This is a genomic window from Burkholderia sp. MSMB1072 (genome assembly GCF_001524725.1).
Lineage (GTDB): Bacteria > Pseudomonadota > Gammaproteobacteria > Burkholderiales > Burkholderiaceae > Burkholderia.
In genome coordinates this window covers 1-16,834 of record NZ_LOYC01000034.1, presented here as the reverse complement: position 1 = coordinate 16,834, position 16,834 = coordinate 1, and the positions used below count along the sequence as shown (strand labels likewise).

The 16,834-nt window shown below is 66.9% G+C and carries 12 protein-coding genes; 8 read left to right on the top strand and 4 right to left on the bottom strand.

The window, feature by feature from the left end:
- Positions 1-12 precede the first annotated feature (12 nt).
- The 4 genes from WS89_RS17575 to WS89_RS17560 all read right to left on the bottom strand — a co-directional run bounded on the left by WS89_RS17575 (position 13) and on the right by WS89_RS17560 (position 2,530).
- Positions 13-483, bottom strand: a complete 471-nt coding sequence (locus WS89_RS17575) for an Lrp/AsnC family transcriptional regulator (RefSeq protein ID WP_006484401.1) — start codon at positions 481-483, stop codon at positions 13-15.
- Between the two features lie 241 nt (positions 484-724).
- Complete coding sequence (locus WS89_RS17570; protein ID WP_034206850.1) at positions 725-1,366, bottom strand: NAD(P)-dependent oxidoreductase; 642 nt, start codon at positions 1,364-1,366, stop codon at positions 725-727.
- Between the two features lie 189 nt (positions 1,367-1,555).
- Positions 1,556-2,011 (bottom strand): Rrf2 family transcriptional regulator, encoded by a 456-nt coding sequence (locus WS89_RS17565; protein ID WP_059501849.1) that lies wholly within the window; start codon positions 2,009-2,011, stop codon positions 1,556-1,558.
- A 90-nt stretch (positions 2,012-2,101) separates the two neighbouring features.
- On the bottom strand, positions 2,102-2,530 hold the full coding sequence (locus tag WS89_RS17560) for a hypothetical protein (RefSeq protein WP_059501848.1): 429 nt from the start codon (positions 2,528-2,530) through the stop codon (positions 2,102-2,104).
- A gap of 196 nt (positions 2,531-2,726) precedes the next feature.
- On the opposite strand from WS89_RS17560, the gene WS89_RS17555 reads away from it, so the two are divergent.
- The 8 genes from WS89_RS17555 (at position 2,727) to WS89_RS17520 (ending at position 16,767) form a co-directional block, all read left to right on the top strand.
- Positions 2,727-3,062 (top strand): hypothetical protein, encoded by a 336-nt coding sequence (locus tag WS89_RS17555; protein WP_059501846.1) that lies wholly within the window; start codon positions 2,727-2,729, stop codon positions 3,060-3,062.
- A gap of 254 nt (positions 3,063-3,316) precedes the next feature.
- The gene (locus tag WS89_RS17550; protein ID WP_059792314.1) at positions 3,317-4,510 is read left to right on the top strand and encodes an ammonium transporter; all 1,194 of its coding nucleotides are present in this window, start codon (positions 3,317-3,319) and stop codon (positions 4,508-4,510) included.
- A 192-nt stretch (positions 4,511-4,702) separates the two neighbouring features.
- Positions 4,703-6,667, top strand: a complete 1,965-nt coding sequence (locus WS89_RS17545) for a PhoX family protein (protein ID WP_059792313.1) — start codon at positions 4,703-4,705, stop codon at positions 6,665-6,667.
- Positions 6,668-7,291: 624 nt separating this feature from the next.
- Positions 7,292-8,116: an IclR family transcriptional regulator gene (locus WS89_RS17540; RefSeq protein WP_059501840.1), complete on the top strand. Its 825-nt coding sequence runs from the start codon at positions 7,292-7,294 to the stop codon at positions 8,114-8,116.
- A 248-nt stretch (positions 8,117-8,364) separates the two neighbouring features.
- Complete coding sequence (locus WS89_RS17535) at positions 8,365-9,729, top strand: MdtA/MuxA family multidrug efflux RND transporter periplasmic adaptor subunit (RefSeq protein WP_059792311.1); 1,365 nt, start codon at positions 8,365-8,367, stop codon at positions 9,727-9,729.
- A 15-nt stretch (positions 9,730-9,744) separates the two neighbouring features.
- Positions 9,745-12,864: an MdtB/MuxB family multidrug efflux RND transporter permease subunit gene (locus WS89_RS17530; RefSeq protein WP_059792308.1), complete on the top strand. Its 3,120-nt coding sequence runs from the start codon at positions 9,745-9,747 to the stop codon at positions 12,862-12,864.
- Positions 12,865-12,968: 104 nt separating this feature from the next.
- Positions 12,969-16,277, top strand: a complete 3,309-nt coding sequence (locus tag WS89_RS17525) for an efflux RND transporter permease subunit (protein ID WP_059501834.1) — start codon at positions 12,969-12,971, stop codon at positions 16,275-16,277.
- A gap of 106 nt (positions 16,278-16,383) precedes the next feature.
- Positions 16,384-16,767, top strand: coding sequence for a VOC family protein (locus WS89_RS17520; RefSeq protein ID WP_059501832.1), 384 nt, complete (start codon positions 16,384-16,386; stop codon positions 16,765-16,767).
- The last annotated feature ends 67 nt before the right edge of the window (positions 16,768-16,834 follow it).

The window sequence follows — 16,834 nt, the reverse complement described above, 5'->3', positions numbered from 1 at the left end:
GCGGCGTGTCCGTCAGGCGGGCTCGGCCAGATCGCGCACGGGCAGCGCGGTCGAATACTTGATCTGCTCCATCGCGAACGACGAACTGACGTCGAACAGCGGCACCGTGCGAATCAATTGCTTGTAGACGCGGTCGTAGTCGTCGATCCCGGCCACGACGACGCGCAGCAGATAATCGGTCTCGCCGCTCATCCGGTAGACCTCGACCACTTCCGGCATGTCGCGCACCGCCTGCGTGAAACGCTGCGCCCATTCCTCGGTGTGCTGGTTCGTGCGGATCGCGACGAACACGGTCGTGCCGACCCCGAGCTTGCGCGGATCGCACAGCGCGACCTGCGCGCGAATCGCGCCGGTTTCCTTCAGCCGCTGCACGCGCTTCCAGCACGGCGTCTGCGACAGGTTCACGCGCTGCGCCAGCTCGGCGATCGGCAGCGTGGCATCCGCCTGCAGCAGCTCCAGCAGCTTGCGATCGATGGCGTCCATTTCTCCATTCCCTCGTCGATAGAAATTTATTCTATTCATCCTGTCCGACGGGGAACAATATGAAAACTGCTTCGTTGCGTCGACCGGTGTAAATACCGATCCGTCATGCATGCGACGCTTTCGCGCGCCAAATGAAACAGGCGACGCAACCCGCGAGGGCGGAATCGCCTGAAATGGCTGCGCGCCGCCGCTTGCAGTCGCACCCGGGCCGGCGCTTACCCGCCGCCGGCCGTCACGCCGCTCAATACGCGACCGTCGCGATCTCGCGCACGAAGCTGTCCTGCTCAAGCGCGTCGACGAACGCGACCGCGTAATCTTCCGCCGAGATCTTGCTGTTGCCTTGCGCGTCCACGATCAGCTTGCCGATGCCGGTGCGGAACGTGCCCGTGCGCTCGCCCGGCGCGATCAGCGCAGCCGGTGCGAAGAAGGTCCAGTCGAGATCGGCGACCGTCTTCAGGTAGCCGAGCGCGTCGCGGTGCGCGAGCGCCTGCGGCTTGTACGCGTCCGGGAAACCTTCGGTGTCGACGAGTTGCTTGCCCGGCGCGACTTCGAGCGAACCGGCGCCGCCCACCACGACGAGCCGCTTCAACCCGGCCTGACGCGTGCCGGCGACCAGCGCCTTCGCAACCGCGACGACCTGCGCCGCATCTTCCTGCTTCGGGCCGTACGCGCTTGCGACGACGTCATGGCCCGGCAGCGCGGCCGCGATGCTGGCGGCGTCGAACAGGTCGGCCGCCTTCGCGGTGATGCCGTCGCCGGATGCGCCCGGATGGCGCGACAGCGCCGTGACGCGGTGGCCGCGCCGCACGGCTTCCGCCGCGATGCGCGAGCCGATCATGCCGGTGGCGCCGAACAGCGCGATATTCAACGAACGTTGCGTCATATCGATTCTCCAGAAATAAAAATATGTAACACCATTAATTACATATAAGACCGAAAAAAACGGGGCGAAGCCCCCGTTGCGCCGATCGTCGCGCGTCCGCGCCGTCCGGCTTTCTGCCTGCCCTGCCGCCGGGCACCCGTCGTCGGTTGTCCGCCGCAAGTCGCCCCGCTGCCGGTCGCCCGCCGCCGGTTACCCGCCGGCGCGCGCCGCTCGTTGCGTGCGCTGTTCCAGATCCAGCATGTCGGCCGTCACGTCGACCAACGTGCGCGTGGCGAGCGAAGCCTCCATCGCGCGCTGCGCGTCGCCGATATAGCCGGTCAGCACGCCCTGGATGTGCCGCCCGACGAGACACGCCGGATTCGGCGCCTCGCGGTGCAGCGCGAACAGTTGCGCATCGTCGACCGCACGATACACGTCGAGCAGCGTGATCTCGCCGGGCTCGCGCGCGAGCAGCGCACCGCCGCCCGCACCGAGCTGCGACGTGGTCAGCCCGGCTGCTGCCAGCATCGACAGCAACCGGCGAATCAGCGCCGGATTCGTATTCACGCTGCCCGCGATGACGTCGGACGACAACGGCACGCCTTCCTGCATCGACAGCAAGGCGAGCACGTGAACGGCGAACGCGAACCGGCTGCTGGTATTCATTCCTGACTCACTCGGCGACACCGGCCCGACCCGCGGCCGGCGACATGTGTAACCATCATAATTACATTTTGCGGATCGTGCAAGCCCGCGTCATTCGCCGCTGGCGGGTTTCGCCCCCGCGGCGTTCTGCTGGCTCCACTGCTGGAGTTTCTTGCCGGCTTCGGCGATCTTCGCGCCCGCTTCTGAAGCCGCATGCGCGACGACGGCGGACGCCGCCGCGTCGATCTGCGCCTGCGCGGCCGACGCGAGGCCGCTTGCGGACAACGGCGGCACGGCCGACGCCGCGGATGCGAGGCCCGCCTTCGCCGCGTTGATCTGCTGGTTGACGGTGCTCGCCACCTGATCGAGCGCCTTGGCCGCATTGTTCGCCGCATCGGCGGCCGCGCTCGCGGCCGTATCGGGTTGCGCGGCCGGCGTGCCGGACTTCTCGCAGCCCGCGAGCAACAGCAACGCGCCGGCGGCCACGGCCGCCAGCACGGACCCCGGCACGCGACGCGCCCGCGATGTCTTCATGTTCATCAGCAATCTCCGGCCGCGCGTTGCACGACCTCGTGGTTGGACCGGTGTCGATGATACCGCCTGTGGAACAGGCTCAATGACGACCCGCCATTAAAAATCCCTTTCAATTTCGGATTCGTCTGATTCAATCGCGGGCGCCACACCTCTAAAGTGGGCACGCTTCAATTCGCTTCTTCCGTACCCTCTTTTTCTCGTTATGGCTTTCCTCGTCGACTGGCTCATCGCCCTGGCCGCGCTGCTCGCCGCCACCCTGTTCATGAGCCTGCGCGCGCCGTCGGCGCGCCGCCTTGCCGAATCCGGGCGTCCGCGCCGCATCGCCTGCGCGCGCTTGCTCACGCAGGCCGTGATCGGTTTCTGGACGGCCGCGCTGATCGTCGCGCAAGGCATCCTCGGCGCCGACGGCGACGGCCAGTCCGTCGCCGGCTTCGCGGCGCTCGCGTTGGCCGCGCTCGGGCTGGCGACCGTCGCCGGCTACTGGTCGGCGTGCGCGCTGCGGCTGCGTCGGCCGCCCGCGCTGTTCGCGCGCCACTGACGCGCCAGATCGGTGCACGGCGGCGCGGCATTGCGCACCGCTCCAATCGTCGCACGCACCGATTCGGCACGTACCGCACCACACGCGTGCAGAGGACCGGGCGCTCCTTCGGCGTCCGCCCCGCCCCGATCCCGTGCACGATTCACCGGAATACCGCATCGTGCGGTATCCGGGCACCAATTCCACGCAGCCGTTCACCAGGTTGGCTCGATACTTGCATTCCTTGCCCGTTTTTTGCGCAAGGAAGCCAGGGCATGGATGGTCTGAAATCCGGCGTCGACACACTGTTCCTGTTGATCGGCGCCGTCATGGTGCTCGCGATGCACGCGGGCTTCGCATTTCTCGAACTCGGCACGGTCCGCAAGAAGAACCAGGTCAACGCGCTCGTGAAGATCCTCGTCGACTTCTCGGTGTCGACGCTCGCGTATTTCTTCATCGGCTACACGATCGCGTACGGCGTCGAATTCTTCGACGACATCGGCACGCTGTCGCAGCACAACGGCTACGCGCTCGTGCGCTTCTTCTTCCTGCTGACGTTCGCGGCGGCGATCCCGGCGATCGTGTCCGGCGGCATCGCCGAGCGCGCGAAGTTCAACCCGCAGCTCGTCGCGACGCTGATCATCGTCGGGTTCATCTATCCGTTCTTCGAAGGAATCGCCTGGAACGAGCGCTTCGGCGTGCAGGCCTGGCTCACGCACGCGTTCGGTGCGCCGTTCCACGACTTCGCGGGCTCGGTCGTCGTACATGCGTTCGGCGGCTGGGTCGCGCTGCCGGCCGTGCTGCTGCTCGGCGCGCGCCACGGCCGCTATGCGAAGGACGGCCGCATCGCCGCGCATCCGCCGTCGAACATCCCGTTCCTCGCACTCGGCGCCTGGGTGCTCGCGGTCGGCTGGTTCGGCTTCAACGTGATGAGCGCGCAGACGCTCGACAAGATCAGCGGCCTCGTCGCGGTGAACTCGCTGATGGCGATGGTCGGCGGCACGCTCGCGGCGTGGATGGCCGGCCGCAACGACCCGGGCTTCACCTACAACGGGCCGCTCGCGGGCCTCGTCGCAGTATGCGCGGGCTCCGACGTGATGCATCCGATCGGCGCGCTCGTCACGGGCGCGGCGGCCGGTGCGCTGTTCGTCGCGATGTTCACCTGCGTGCAGAACCGCTGGCGCATCGACGACGTGCTCGGCGTCTGGCCGCTGCACGGGATGTGCGGCGCGCTCGGCGGCCTCGCGGCCGGCGTGTTCGGACTGCCGGCGCTCGGCGGTCTCGGCGGCGTGTCGTTCCTGTCGCAGCTCGTCGGCACGCTCGGCGGCATCGCGATCGCGACCGCGGGCGGCACGCTCGTCTACGGCGCGCTGAAGGCGACCCTCGGCCTGCGTCTCGATCGCGAAGCCGAATTCGACGGCGCCGACCTGTCGATTCACCGCATCTCGGCCACGCCCGAGCGCGATTGAGCGCGAGCAAGCATCCGATGGGCATCCCGCAGCATGCCTGACGGATGCCCGACACATCATTACGTTTCCAATTCAAAAAACTTTCATCTAGCGTCCCTACACTTCGGTCCAGATTTCAACTTGCCTTCGCGAAGCTTGCCGCTCGCCTGCTTCGCGAAGGCCATTCTTCCAACAACCGAAACTGGACTCCACATGCCCGCGTTGCCCAATGCTTCCCGTCGTCAGGCCCTGAAGATCCTCGCCGGCGCGCCCATGCTTCCCCTCTCCGGCCTCGCGCTGCCGGCCCTGCTGACGGGTTGCGGCGGCGACAACGATCCCGCGTCGACGCCGGCCCCGGTCGCCGCTGCCTATACGTCGGCGGCATTCTCGACGATGGCCGCGCCTACGCTCGACAACGCGGCCGCGATGGCCACGACGACGGTCGGCTCGACGCTGTCGGTGTCGTTCTCGGACGGCTCGTCGCGCAACTTCAAGCTCGCATACCGGCCGTTCTTCGTGACGGGCGACATGGTGCCGGACGGCAACGGCGGCACGACGCTCGCGGGCGGCTACTACGATATCAACAACCAGCCGATCATCGATCGCTCGGTGGCCGGCAAGGAGCGCCAGTTCTATTCGGACTGCCCGGACGGCAGCTCGCTGCTGACGCTGAAGAACGCGAACGTGCCCGGCGTGAAGGGCAACACCGTGTTCGCGGTCGTGCAGTTCGAATACGCGACGCGCGACCAGGCCAGCGCGTCGCAGTACGGCCAGTTGCCGTCGCCGATCGCCGTGCTCACGCTCGACCAGGATCCGGCCACCGGCGCGCTGAAGGTCGTGAAGTACCACAACGTCGACACGTCGAAGGCGCACGGCCTGTGGATCACCTGCGGCGCCAGCCTGTCGCCGTGGGGCACGCACCTGTCGAGCGAGGAATACGAGCCGGATGCGACCAAGGCCGCGACCGACGCGCAGTTCAAGGCGTTCAGCAAGAACACGTTCGGCGACGAGACGAAGGCGAATCCGTATCACTACGGCCATCTGCCGGAGATCACCGTGAATCCGGACGGCACCGGCACGGTGAAGAAGCACTACTGCCTCGGCCGCATCTCGCACGAGCTGATCCAGGTGATGCCGGACCAGCGCACTGTGATGATGGGCGACGATGCGACCAACGGCGGCCTGTTCATGTTCGTCGCGGACAAGGCGGCCGACCTGTCGGCCGGCACGCTGTACGTCGCGAAGTGGACGCAGACGTCGTCCGCGGGCGCGGGCACCGCGACGCTCACGTGGATCAAGATCGGCCACGCGACCAGCAGCGAAATCGAAACGCTCGCGAACACGCTGAAGGCGTCGGACATCATGGACCTGGTGACCGCCGATCCGAACGATGCGAGCTACACGAAGATCCACTTCGGCGGCAAGTTCAACTGGATACGCGTGAAGCCGGGGATGGAAAAGGCCGCCGCGTTCCTCGAGACGCACCGCTACGCGGCGCTGCTCGGCGGCAGCATGGCGTTCACGAAGCTCGAAGGCACGACCGTGAACGCAAAGGACAAGATCGTCTACACGGCGATGTCGCGGATCGAAACGTCGATGGTCAAGGGCAACGCGGTGTCGCGCGACGTCGCGGTCGACAAGAAGATCGCCGCGGGCGCCGTCTATGCGCTGAACCTGAAGGCCGGCCAGCGCGACACGACGGGCGGCGCGATCGACAGCGAATGGGTGCCGGTCGACATGGGCGCGCCCGCCGCGCTCGTCGGCGAGGATCTCGCCGCGGCCGACGCGCTCGGCAACCTCGCGAACCCGGACAAGATCGCGAACCCGGACAACCTGAAGTTCTCCGAAAAGCTGCGCACGCTGTTCATCGGCGAAGACTCGGGCATGCACGTGAACAACTTCCTGTGGGCCTACAACGTCGACACGAAGTCGCTCGCGCGCGTGCTGTCGTGCCCGGCGGGCGCCGAATCGACAGGCCTGCACGCGGTCGACGAGATCAACGGCTGGACTTACATCATGAGCAACTTCCAGCACGCGGGCGACTGGGAATCGCCGCTGCACGACAAGGTCAAGCCGACCCTCGACCCGCTCGTGCGCGCGAACTACAAGGATCGCTTCGGCGCGAGCGTCGGCTACCTGACTGCGGAGCAGACCAGCATCAAGCTCGCGAAGGGCTGACGGGCCGCGCGCGAGGGGCGTTGCTCCTTGCAGGGCGCCTGGCCGGGCGCCCCTGGGCAAGCTTCTTTTCTTCATCACCGTTCATTCGTCGGCGCTCCACGCCGTTTCACGCGCGATGCCCATTGCGGCATCGCGCTTTTTTTTGCGCGTGGGGATCTCGTGCAAGCGACGTCAATCCCGCGTGCAAGCAGCCACGAAATTGGCCCAGACGGGCGATTACGGCGATCGGGGGATAATACGGGCCTGACGCGTCCGGGCGGACGGTCGGAAACGGGCAAAAAAAAGCGCCACGGAGACCGTGGCGCTAAAAAAGTTCTAGCCATTCCGAGGGCCGTGCTAGAACCTGAGAGACTGCGCGAAACATCGTTGCCGGTTAAACTCTTGAAACGATGTTTCGAAAACGTGAGACATTCTTTCCGTTTCCGCCCGACAAGTCAAGCGGTATTTGCACCGGTTCATGCACTTTCCGACAACGCTCATTTGAGTGTTTTCCCAATAAACCAAGGGTGAACCCGTAAAATCTCATCCAATGACCGATTCACCCGCGGAACATGCATCTTTTGGCAATAGTCCTACAATACCAACAAAATTGAAATCGAGTTTCGGAATTAGAGAGAATCCCTCGTGTCGACCACTGTAACCTCTCCCGCGTCGCGGGACCGTGAATCGTCGCCCGACGAGATCACCGCCCTCGCCCGCGGTCTCGCCGTGCTGCGCCGCATCGCGGCTGCCGACGCCCCCGTCAGCAACCGCGAACTGACCGAATTGACCGGCATCCCGAAGCCGACCGTCTCGCGCATCACCGCGACGCTCGTCAGCGCCGGCTTCCTGTTCCAGTTGCCCGACAGCGAGCGCTTCGTGCTGACCGCGTCGGTGCTCGAACTCAGCCACGGCTTCCTGCGCAACTTCGACATCCGCGCGCGTTCCCGGCCGTTCATGATCGAGCTGGCCGAACGCACGTCGCTGTCCGTGCACCTCGCGGTGCGCGACCGGCTCGACATGGTCGCGATCGACGTGATCCGCCCGCGTTCGGCCGTGCTCGTCACGCGCCTCGAAATCGGCTCGCGGATGGACATCGCACGTACGGCCGTGGGCCGCGCGTATCTCGCCGCGCTCGAGGACGACGAGCGCCGCCAGTTGCTCGAGTCGCTGCGCACCACCGCCGGCGACGACTGGCCGCATGTGTCCGCCCGCCTGACGCCCGCGCTCGACGATGCGATGCGCGACGGCCACGCGATCGCGATCGGCGAATGGCGCGAAGGCCTGAACGCGGTCGCGGCCGGTTTCGTCGGCCCGTCGGGCCAGCGCTATTCGGTGAATTGCGGCGGCGCGTCGCACCAGTGTCCGCCCGAATGGCTGCAGGAACACGTCGTGCCCGCACTGCACGAATGCATCGCGAAAATCACCCGCGAAATCGGCGGCGCGCCGGCCCGGCGTGTCGGCTCGTAATCGTTTCGTCATCGGCGTGTCGCGTTGTGTAACGACCGTAACCCGTTGAAAGATAGACCGCTGGACTGTAACGGGGACGGCACGTAGGATCATGCCCATCGTCGCACCGCATTCGCGGTGTGCACCGCTCTTTTCCCGCGCGGATCGGCGGGGCCCCGGACCGAGCCGGGCCGCCCCGTCGCGTCGCCCCACGCGCAGCCGAGCAGCCCGATTTCCGGGCCGCCGCGCCGTCTTCCTGACAGAACACGATGGATAACGAACAAAAGCCCACGCCCCCTTCGAAAGACCCCGCACCCACCATCGCACGCCGCCCGCGCCGCACGCTGCTGCTCGGGACCGTCGCGGTCGTCGTCATCGGCGGCCTGTTGTGGTGGCACCCGTGGAACCGCACGCCGGCGGCAGGCAACACCGCGAAAGGCGCGGGCGCCAGCGCCGCTGCGGGCAGCCATCGCGGCCGCGGCGGCCCTGCTGCGATGGCGAACGTGCCGCAGCCGGTGCAGGTCGCCACCGCGACGCAGGGCGAGATGCCGATCGTGTTGTCCGCGCTCGGCACCGTCACGCCGCTCGCGAACGTGACGGTGAAGACGCAACTGTCGGGCTACCTGCAGTCGGTGTCGTTCCAGGAAGGTCAGATCGTCAGGAAGGGCGACGTGCTCGCGCAGATCGATCCGCGCCCGTACCAGGTCGCGCTCGAGAACGCCGAAGGCACGCATGCCCGCGACGCGGCGCTGCTCGCGACGGCCCGCCTCGACCTGAAGCGCTACCAGACGCTGTTGTCGCAGGACTCGATCGCGTCGCAAACCGTCGATACGCAGGCGTCACTCGTCAAGCAGTACGAAGGCGCGGTGAAAACCGACCAGGCCGCGATCGATTCCGCGAAACTCAATCTCACGTATGCGCGCATCACGGCGCCCGTCTCCGGTCGCGTCGGCCTGCGCCAGGTCGACCCGGGCAACTACGTGACGCCGGGCGACACCAACGGCATCGTCGTGATCACGCAGTTGCAGCCGATGAGCGTGATCTTCACGACGTCGGAAGACAATCTGCCGCAGATTCTCAAGCAGGTGAACGCGGGCCGGAAGCTGTCGGTCACCGCCTACAACCGCAACAACACGGTGCCGCTCGAGACGGGCTCGCTCGCGACGCTCGACAACCAGATCGACACGAGCACTGGCACGGTCAAGCTGCGCGCGAACTTCGATAACAAGGAAGGCATGCTGTTCCCGAATCAGTTCGTGAACACGCGGCTGCTCGTCGACGTGATACGCAACGCGACGATCGTGCCGACCTCCGCCGTGCTGACGGGCTCGATCGGCCAGTTCGTCTACGTCGTGAAACCCGACAACACGGTGACCGTGCGCAAGGTCACGGTCGGCCCGGTCGACGGCGAACGCACGAGCATCGTCAGCGGCGTCGCGCTCGGCGAGCGCGTGGTGACCGACGGCTCGGATCGCCTGCGCGAAGGCGCGAAGATCTCGATTCCGGCCGACAAGCCGAAAGGCGCGTCGGGCGCGCACGGCGCAGGCGCGGCATCGGGCGCATCGGGTGCCGGCGGTCATCGCGGCGGACACCGGCACGGCGCGTCGCAGGCAGCGGCCCCCGCGGCCCAGTAACGCGCGGGCCGCTCGATGAATCCATCCCGCCTCTTCATTCTCCGGCCGGTCGGCACCGCTCTCCTGATGGCGGCGATCATGCTGGCCGGTCTCGTCGCGCTGCGGTTCCTGCCGCTCGCCGCGCTGCCCGAGGTCGACTACCCGACGATCCAGGTCCAGACCTTCTATCCGGGCGCGAGCCCGGAAGTGATGACGTCGTCGGTCACCGCGCCGCTCGAACGCCAGTTCGGGCAGATGCCGTCGCTGAACCAGATGTCGTCGCAAAGCTCGGCCGGTGCATCGGTGATCACGCTGCAGTTCTCGCTCGACCTGCCGCTCGACATCGCCGAACAGGAAGTGCAGGCCGCGATCAACGCGGCCGGCAACCTGCTGCCGTCCGATCTGCCGGCCCCGCCGATCTACGCGAAGGTGAACCCGGCCGATGCGCCGGTGCTGACGCTCGCCGTCAAGTCGAAGACGCTGCCGCTCACGCAGGTGCAGGACCTGGCCGACACGCGCCTCGCGATGAAGATCTCGCAGATCGCCGGCGTCGGCCTCGTCAGCCTGTCGGGCGGCAACCGGCCGGCCGTGCGGATCCAGGCGAACCCGACCGCGCTCGCGAAGTACGGGATGAACCTCGACGACCTGCGCACGACGATCTCGAACCTGAACGTCAACACGCCGAAGGGCAATTTCGACGGCCCGACGCGCGCGTACACGATCAACGCGAACGACCAGTTGACGAGCGCCGACCAGTACAACAGCGCGGTCGTCGCGTACAAGAACGGCCGCCCGGTGATGTTGACCGACGTCGCAACGGTCGTCGCCGGCTCGGAGAACACCAAGCTCGGCGCGTGGGTGAATTCGGACCCCGCGATCATCCTGAACGTGCAGCGCCAGCCGGGCGCGAACGTGATCGCGACCGTCGACGCGATCAAGGCGCAGTTGCCGAAGCTGCAGGAGACGCTGCCGGCCGCGCTCGACGTCGAGATCGTCACCGATCGCACGACGATGATCCGCGCGGCCGTGCGCGACGTGCAGTTCGAGCTGCTGCTCGCGGTCGCGCTCGTCGTGCTGGTGATGTACCTGTTCCTCGCGAACGTCTACGCGACGATCATCCCGAGCCTGTCGGTGCCGCTGTCGCTGATCGGCACGCTCGCGGTGATGTACATGGCCGGCTTCTCGCTGAACAACCTGTCGCTGATGGCGCTCACCATCGCGACCGGCTTCGTCGTCGACGATGCGATCGTGATGATCGAGAACATCGCGCGCTACGTCGAGGAAGGCGAATCGGGGCTCGAGGCCGCGCTGAAGGGCTCGCGGCAGATCGGCTTCACGATCATCTCGCTGACGGTCTCGCTGATTGCGGTGCTGATCCCGCTGCTGTTCATGGGTGACGTGGTCGGGCGCCTCTTCCACGAATTCGCGATCACGCTCGCGGTGACGATCGTGATCTCGGCGATCGTGTCGCTCACGCTCGTGCCGATGATGTGCGCGAAGCTGCTGCGCCATTCGCCGCCGCCGGAGAGCCATCGCTTCGAGGCGCGCGTGCACCGCGCGATCGACTGGGTGATCGCGCGCTACGCGGTGGCGCTCGAATGGGTGCTGAACCGGCAGCGCTCGACGCTCGTCGTCGCACTGCTGACGCTCGGGCTGACCGCCCTGCTCTATGTCTACGTGCCGAAGGGCTTCTTCCCCGCGCAGGACACCGGTGTGATCCAGGCGATCACGCAGGCGCCGCAGTCGATCTCGTACGGCGCGATGGCCGAACGCCAGCAGGCGCTCGCGGCCGAGATCCTGAAGGATCCGAACGTCGACAGCCTCACGTCGTTCATCGGCGTCGACGGCAGCAACATCACGCTGAACAGCGGCCGGATGCTGATCAACCTGAAAGCACGCGACGAACGCAACGAAACCGCCGCGCAGATCATCCGCGACCTGCAGCAGCGCGTGTCGAACATCACCGGCATTTCGCTGTTCATGCAGCCGGTGCAGGATCTGACGATCGACTCGACGGTCAGCCCCACGCAGTACCAGTTCATGCTGACGAGCCCGAACGCCGACGAATTCGCGACCTGGGTGCCTAAACTCGTCGCGCGGCTGCAGCAGGAGCCGTCGCTCGCCGACGTCGCGACCGACCTGCAGAGCAACGGGCAGTCGGTGTACATCGAGATCGACCGCGCGAGCGCCGCGCGCTTCGGCATCACGCCGGCGACCGTCGACAACGCGCTGTACGACGCGTTCGGCCAGCGCATCGTGTCGACGATCTTCACGCAATCGAACCAGTACCGCGTGATTCTCGAGTCCGAGCCGAAGGAGCAGCACTACGCGCAATCGCTGAACGACATCTACCTGCCGTCGGCCGGCGGCGGCCAGGTGCCGCTGTCGTCGATCGCGTCGTTCCACGAGCGGCCGTCGCCGCTGCTGGTCGCGCACCTGTCGCAGTTTCCGTCGACGACGATCTCGTTCAACCTCGCGCCAGGCGCGTCGCTCGGCGAAGCGGTCAAGGCGATCGAGGCCGCCGAGAAGGACATCGGCCTGCCCGGCTCGTTCCAGACGCGCTTCCAGGGCGCGGCGCTCGCGTTCCAGGCGTCGCTGTCGAACCAGCTGTTCCTGATCCTCGCGGCGGTCGTCACGATGTACATCGTGCTCGGCGTGCTGTACGAGAGCTACATCCATCCGATCACGATCCTGTCGACGCTGCCGTCGGCCGGCGTCGGCGCGCTGCTCGCGCTGATGATCACCGGGCACGACCTCGACATCATCGGGATCATCGGCATCGTGCTGCTGATCGGCATCGTGAAGAAGAACGCGATCATGATGATCGACTTCGCGCTCGAGGCCGAACGCATCGAAGGCAAGCCGCCGCGCGAGGCGATCTACCAGGCGTGCCTGCTGCGGTTCCGGCCGATCCTGATGACGACGCTCGCCGCGCTGCTCGGCGCGGTGCCGCTGATCGTCGGCTCGGGCGCGGGCTCCGAGCTGCGCCAGCCGCTCGGGATCGCGATCGCCGGCGGCCTGATCGTGTCGCAGGTGCTGACGCTGTTCACGACGCCCGTGATCTACCTCGGCTTCGACTCGCTCGCGCGCCGCGTGCGCGGCTGGTTCGAACGCCACGGGCCGGGCGCCGATGCAGGCAAGCACACGGGTGCGTAAATGAAACAACCCCCACGCTCACTTCGTTCGCGTGGGGGGGCGCAGCCCCCCCATCTCCCGAAAACGCATCCGTCGGAACACGCGGCGGCCCAGCGAGTGCCGACATGAACCTGTCGCGCCCCTTCATCAACCGCCCCGTCGCGACGACGCTGCTCGCGCTCGGCGTCGCGCTCGCGGGCCTGTTCGCGTTCATCAAGCTGCCGGTGTCGCCGCTGCCGCAGGTCGACTTCCCGACGATCTCGGTGCAGGCGTCGCTGCCGGGCGCGAGCCCGGAAACGGTCGCGACCAGCGTGACGAGCCCGCTCGAACGGCACCTCGGATCGATCGCGGACGTCTCCGAAATGACGTCGACGAGCACGGTCGGCAACGCACGGATCATCCTGCAGTTCGGCCTGAACCGCGACATCGACGGCGCCGCGCGCGACGTGCAGGCCGCGATCAATGCGGCGCGCGCCGACCTGCCCGCCGCGCTGAAGAGCAATCCGACCTACCGCAAGGTCAACCCGGCCGATTCGCCGATCATGGTCGTGTCGCTGACGTCGGAGACGGCGTCGCCGGCGAAGGTGTACGACGCGGCGTCGACGGTGCTGCAGCAGTCGCTGTCGCAGATCGACGGGATCGGCCAGGTCACCGTGAGCGGCTCCGCGAACCCGGCCGTGCGCGTCGAGCTCGAACCGCAATCGCTGTTCCACTACGGGATCGGCCTCGAGGACGTGCGCGCGGCGCTGGCTTCCGCGAACGCCAACGCGCCGAAGGGCGCGATCGAGTTCGGCCCGCAGCGCTTCCAGCTCTATACGAACGACCAGGCGTCCCAGGCGTCGCAATACCGCGACCTCGTCGTCGCGTACCGCAACGGCTCGGCCGTGCGGCTGTCCGATCTGTCCGACGTCGTCGATTCGGTCGAGGACCTGCGCAACCTCGGCCTGTCGAACGGCAAGCGCGCGGTGCTCGTGATCCTCTACCGTTCGCCCGGCGCGAACATCATCGAGACGCTCGATCGCGTGCGCGCGGCGCTGCCGCAGCTCACCGCGTCGCTGCCGGCCGACATCACGGTCACGCCGGTGCTCGACCGCTCGACCACCATCCGCGCGTCGCTGAAGGACACCGAACACACGCTGCTGATCGCGATCAGCCTCGTCGTGATGGTCGTGTTCCTGTTCCTGCGCAACTGGCGCGCGACGCTGATCCCGAGCGTCGCGGTGCCGATCTCGATCGTCGGCACGTTCGGCGCGATGTACCTGCTCGGCTTTTCCATCGACAACCTGTCGCTGATGGCGCTGATCGTCGCGACCGGCTTCGTCGTCGACGACGCGATCGTCGTGCTCGAGAACATCGCGCGGCACATCGAGAACGGCAAGTCGCGGATGCAGGCGGCGCTCGACGGCGCGCGCGAAGTCGGCTTCACGGTGCTGTCGATGAGCATCTCGCTCGTCGCGGTATTCCTGCCGATCCTGCTGATGGGCGGGATCGTCGGGCGGCTGTTCCGCGAGTTCGCGCTGACGCTGTCGCTCGCGATCGCCGTGTCGCTCGCGGTGTCGCTCACGGTCACGCCGATGATGTGCGCGCGCCTGCTGCCCGACAAGCACGACCCGCGCGACGAGGGCCGCTTCGGGCGCTTCCTCGAACGCGGCTTCGCGCGCATGCAGCGCGGCTACGAGCGCTCGCTGTCGTGGGCGCTGCGCCGGCCTCTGCTGATCCTGCTGACGCTGTTCGCGACGATCGGGCTGAACGTCTACCTGTACGTCGTCGTGCCGAAGGGCTTCTTCCCGCAGCAGGACACCGGGTTGATGATCGGCGGCATTCGGGCCGACCAGTCGACGTCGTTCCAGGCGATGAAGCTGAAGTTCTCCGAGATGATGCGGATCGTGCAGGCCAACCCGAACGTGAAGAGCGTCGCGGGCTTCACCGGCGGCACGCAGACCAACTCCGGCTTCATGTTCGTCACGCTGAAGGACCGCACCGAGCGCAAGCTGTCGGCCGACCAGGTGATCCAGCAACTGCGCCCGCGGCTGGCGGACGTGGCAGGCGCGAGCACGTTCCTGCAGGCCGCGCAGGACATTCGCGTGGGCGGCCGGCAGAGCAACGCGCAGTACCAGTTCACGCTGCTCGGCGATTCGAGCGCCGACCTGTACAAGTGGGGGCCGATCCTGACCGAGGCGCTGCAGAAGCGCCCCGAGCTGACCGACGTGAACTCCGACCAGCAGCAAGGCGGCATGGAGGCCATGGTGACGATCGACCGCGCGACGGCCGCACGGTTCGGCATCAAGCCTGCACAGATCGACAACACACTGTACGACGCGTTCGGCCAGCGCCAGGTCTCGACGATCTACAACCCGCTGAACCAGTACCACGTCGTGATGGAAGTCGCGCCGAAGTACTGGCAGAGCCCGGAGATGCTGAACCAGGTGTGGATCAGCACGTCGGGCGGCAGCGCGAACGGCTCGCAGACCACCAACGCGGCCGCCGGCACCTTCGTCGCGACCTCGGCCGGCACGTCGAGCGCGGGCACGGCCACGCAGAGCGCCGCGGCGATCGCATCCGATTCCGCGCGCAATCAGGCGCTCAACGCGATCGCGGCGAGCGGCAAGTCGAGCGCGTCGTCGGGCGCGTCGGTGTCGACGTCGAAGTCGACGATGATCCCGCTGTCGGCGATCGCGACGTTCGGGCCGAGCACGACGCCGCTGTCGGTCAACCACCAGGGGCTGTTCGTCGCGACCACGATCTCGTTCAACCTGCCGCCGGGCGTGTCGCTGTCGCAGGCGACCCAGGTGATCTATCAGACGATGGCGCAGATCGGCGTGCCGCCGACGATCGTCGGCAGCTTCCAGGGCACCGCGCAGGCGTTCCAGCAATCGATGAACGATCAGCCGATCCTGATCCTCGCGGCACTCCTGGCCGTCTACATCGTGCTCGGGATCCTGTACGAGAGCTACATCCACCCGATCACGATCCTGTCGACGCTGCCGTCGGCCGGCGTCGGCGCGCTGCTCGCGCTGCTGCTGTTCAAGACCGAGTTCAGCATCATCGCGCTGATCGGCGTGATCCTGCTGATCGGCATCGTGAAGAAGAACGCGATCATGATGGTCGACTTCGCGATCGACCAGACGCGCAACAACCGGAAGTCGTCGTTCGATGCGATCCACGAGGCGTGCCTGCTGCGCTTCCGGCCGATCATGATGACGACGATGGCGGCGCTGCTCGGCGCGCTGCCGCTCGCGTTCGGCAGCGGCGACGGCGCCGAGCTGCGCGCGCCGCTCGGGATCGCGATCGCCGGCGGCCTGATCGTGTCGCAGGTGCTGACGCTCTATACGACGCCGGTCGTCTACCTGTACATGGACCGGCTGCGCGTGTGGGCCGAGAAGCGCCGCAACCGCCGCGGCAATACCGGCGGGCCGGCGGTCGCCGGCGAGTGACGGAAAGCGGCCGCCGCCCAGGCGGGCGCTTTCCGCGCTTGAACACCGGCAGCAATCAGCTATCGTGTGTGCATGCCCACGGCCGCGCCCTTCCCGGGAACCCGCCATGAACGTCCAGCTCAACCACACGATCGTCTGGTGCCGCGACAAGCGCGCATCGAGCCGCTTCCTCACCGACCTGCTGGAACTGCCGCCGCCGACGCCGTTTGGCGCGATGCTGGTCGTCGCGCTCGACAATGGCGTGTCGCTCGATTTTTACGAACAGGCGGGGGAGATCCGGTCGCAGCATTACGCGTTCCTGATCGACGAAGCCGGCTTCGATCGCGTGCTCGCACGCATCCGCGAACGCGGGTTGCCGCACTGGGCCGATCCGGCGAAGCGGCAAGCCGATGACATCTACCGCCACAACGGCGGACGCGGCGTGTACTTCGACGATCCGGACGGTCACTTCCTCGAAGTGATGACGCAGCCGTACGTGCTGAACGGCTGATATGACTCCCGCTGTCAATCGGGATTGGTGTTCGGGTTTTCCACGCGTTATTGTTCAAATTTCCTGA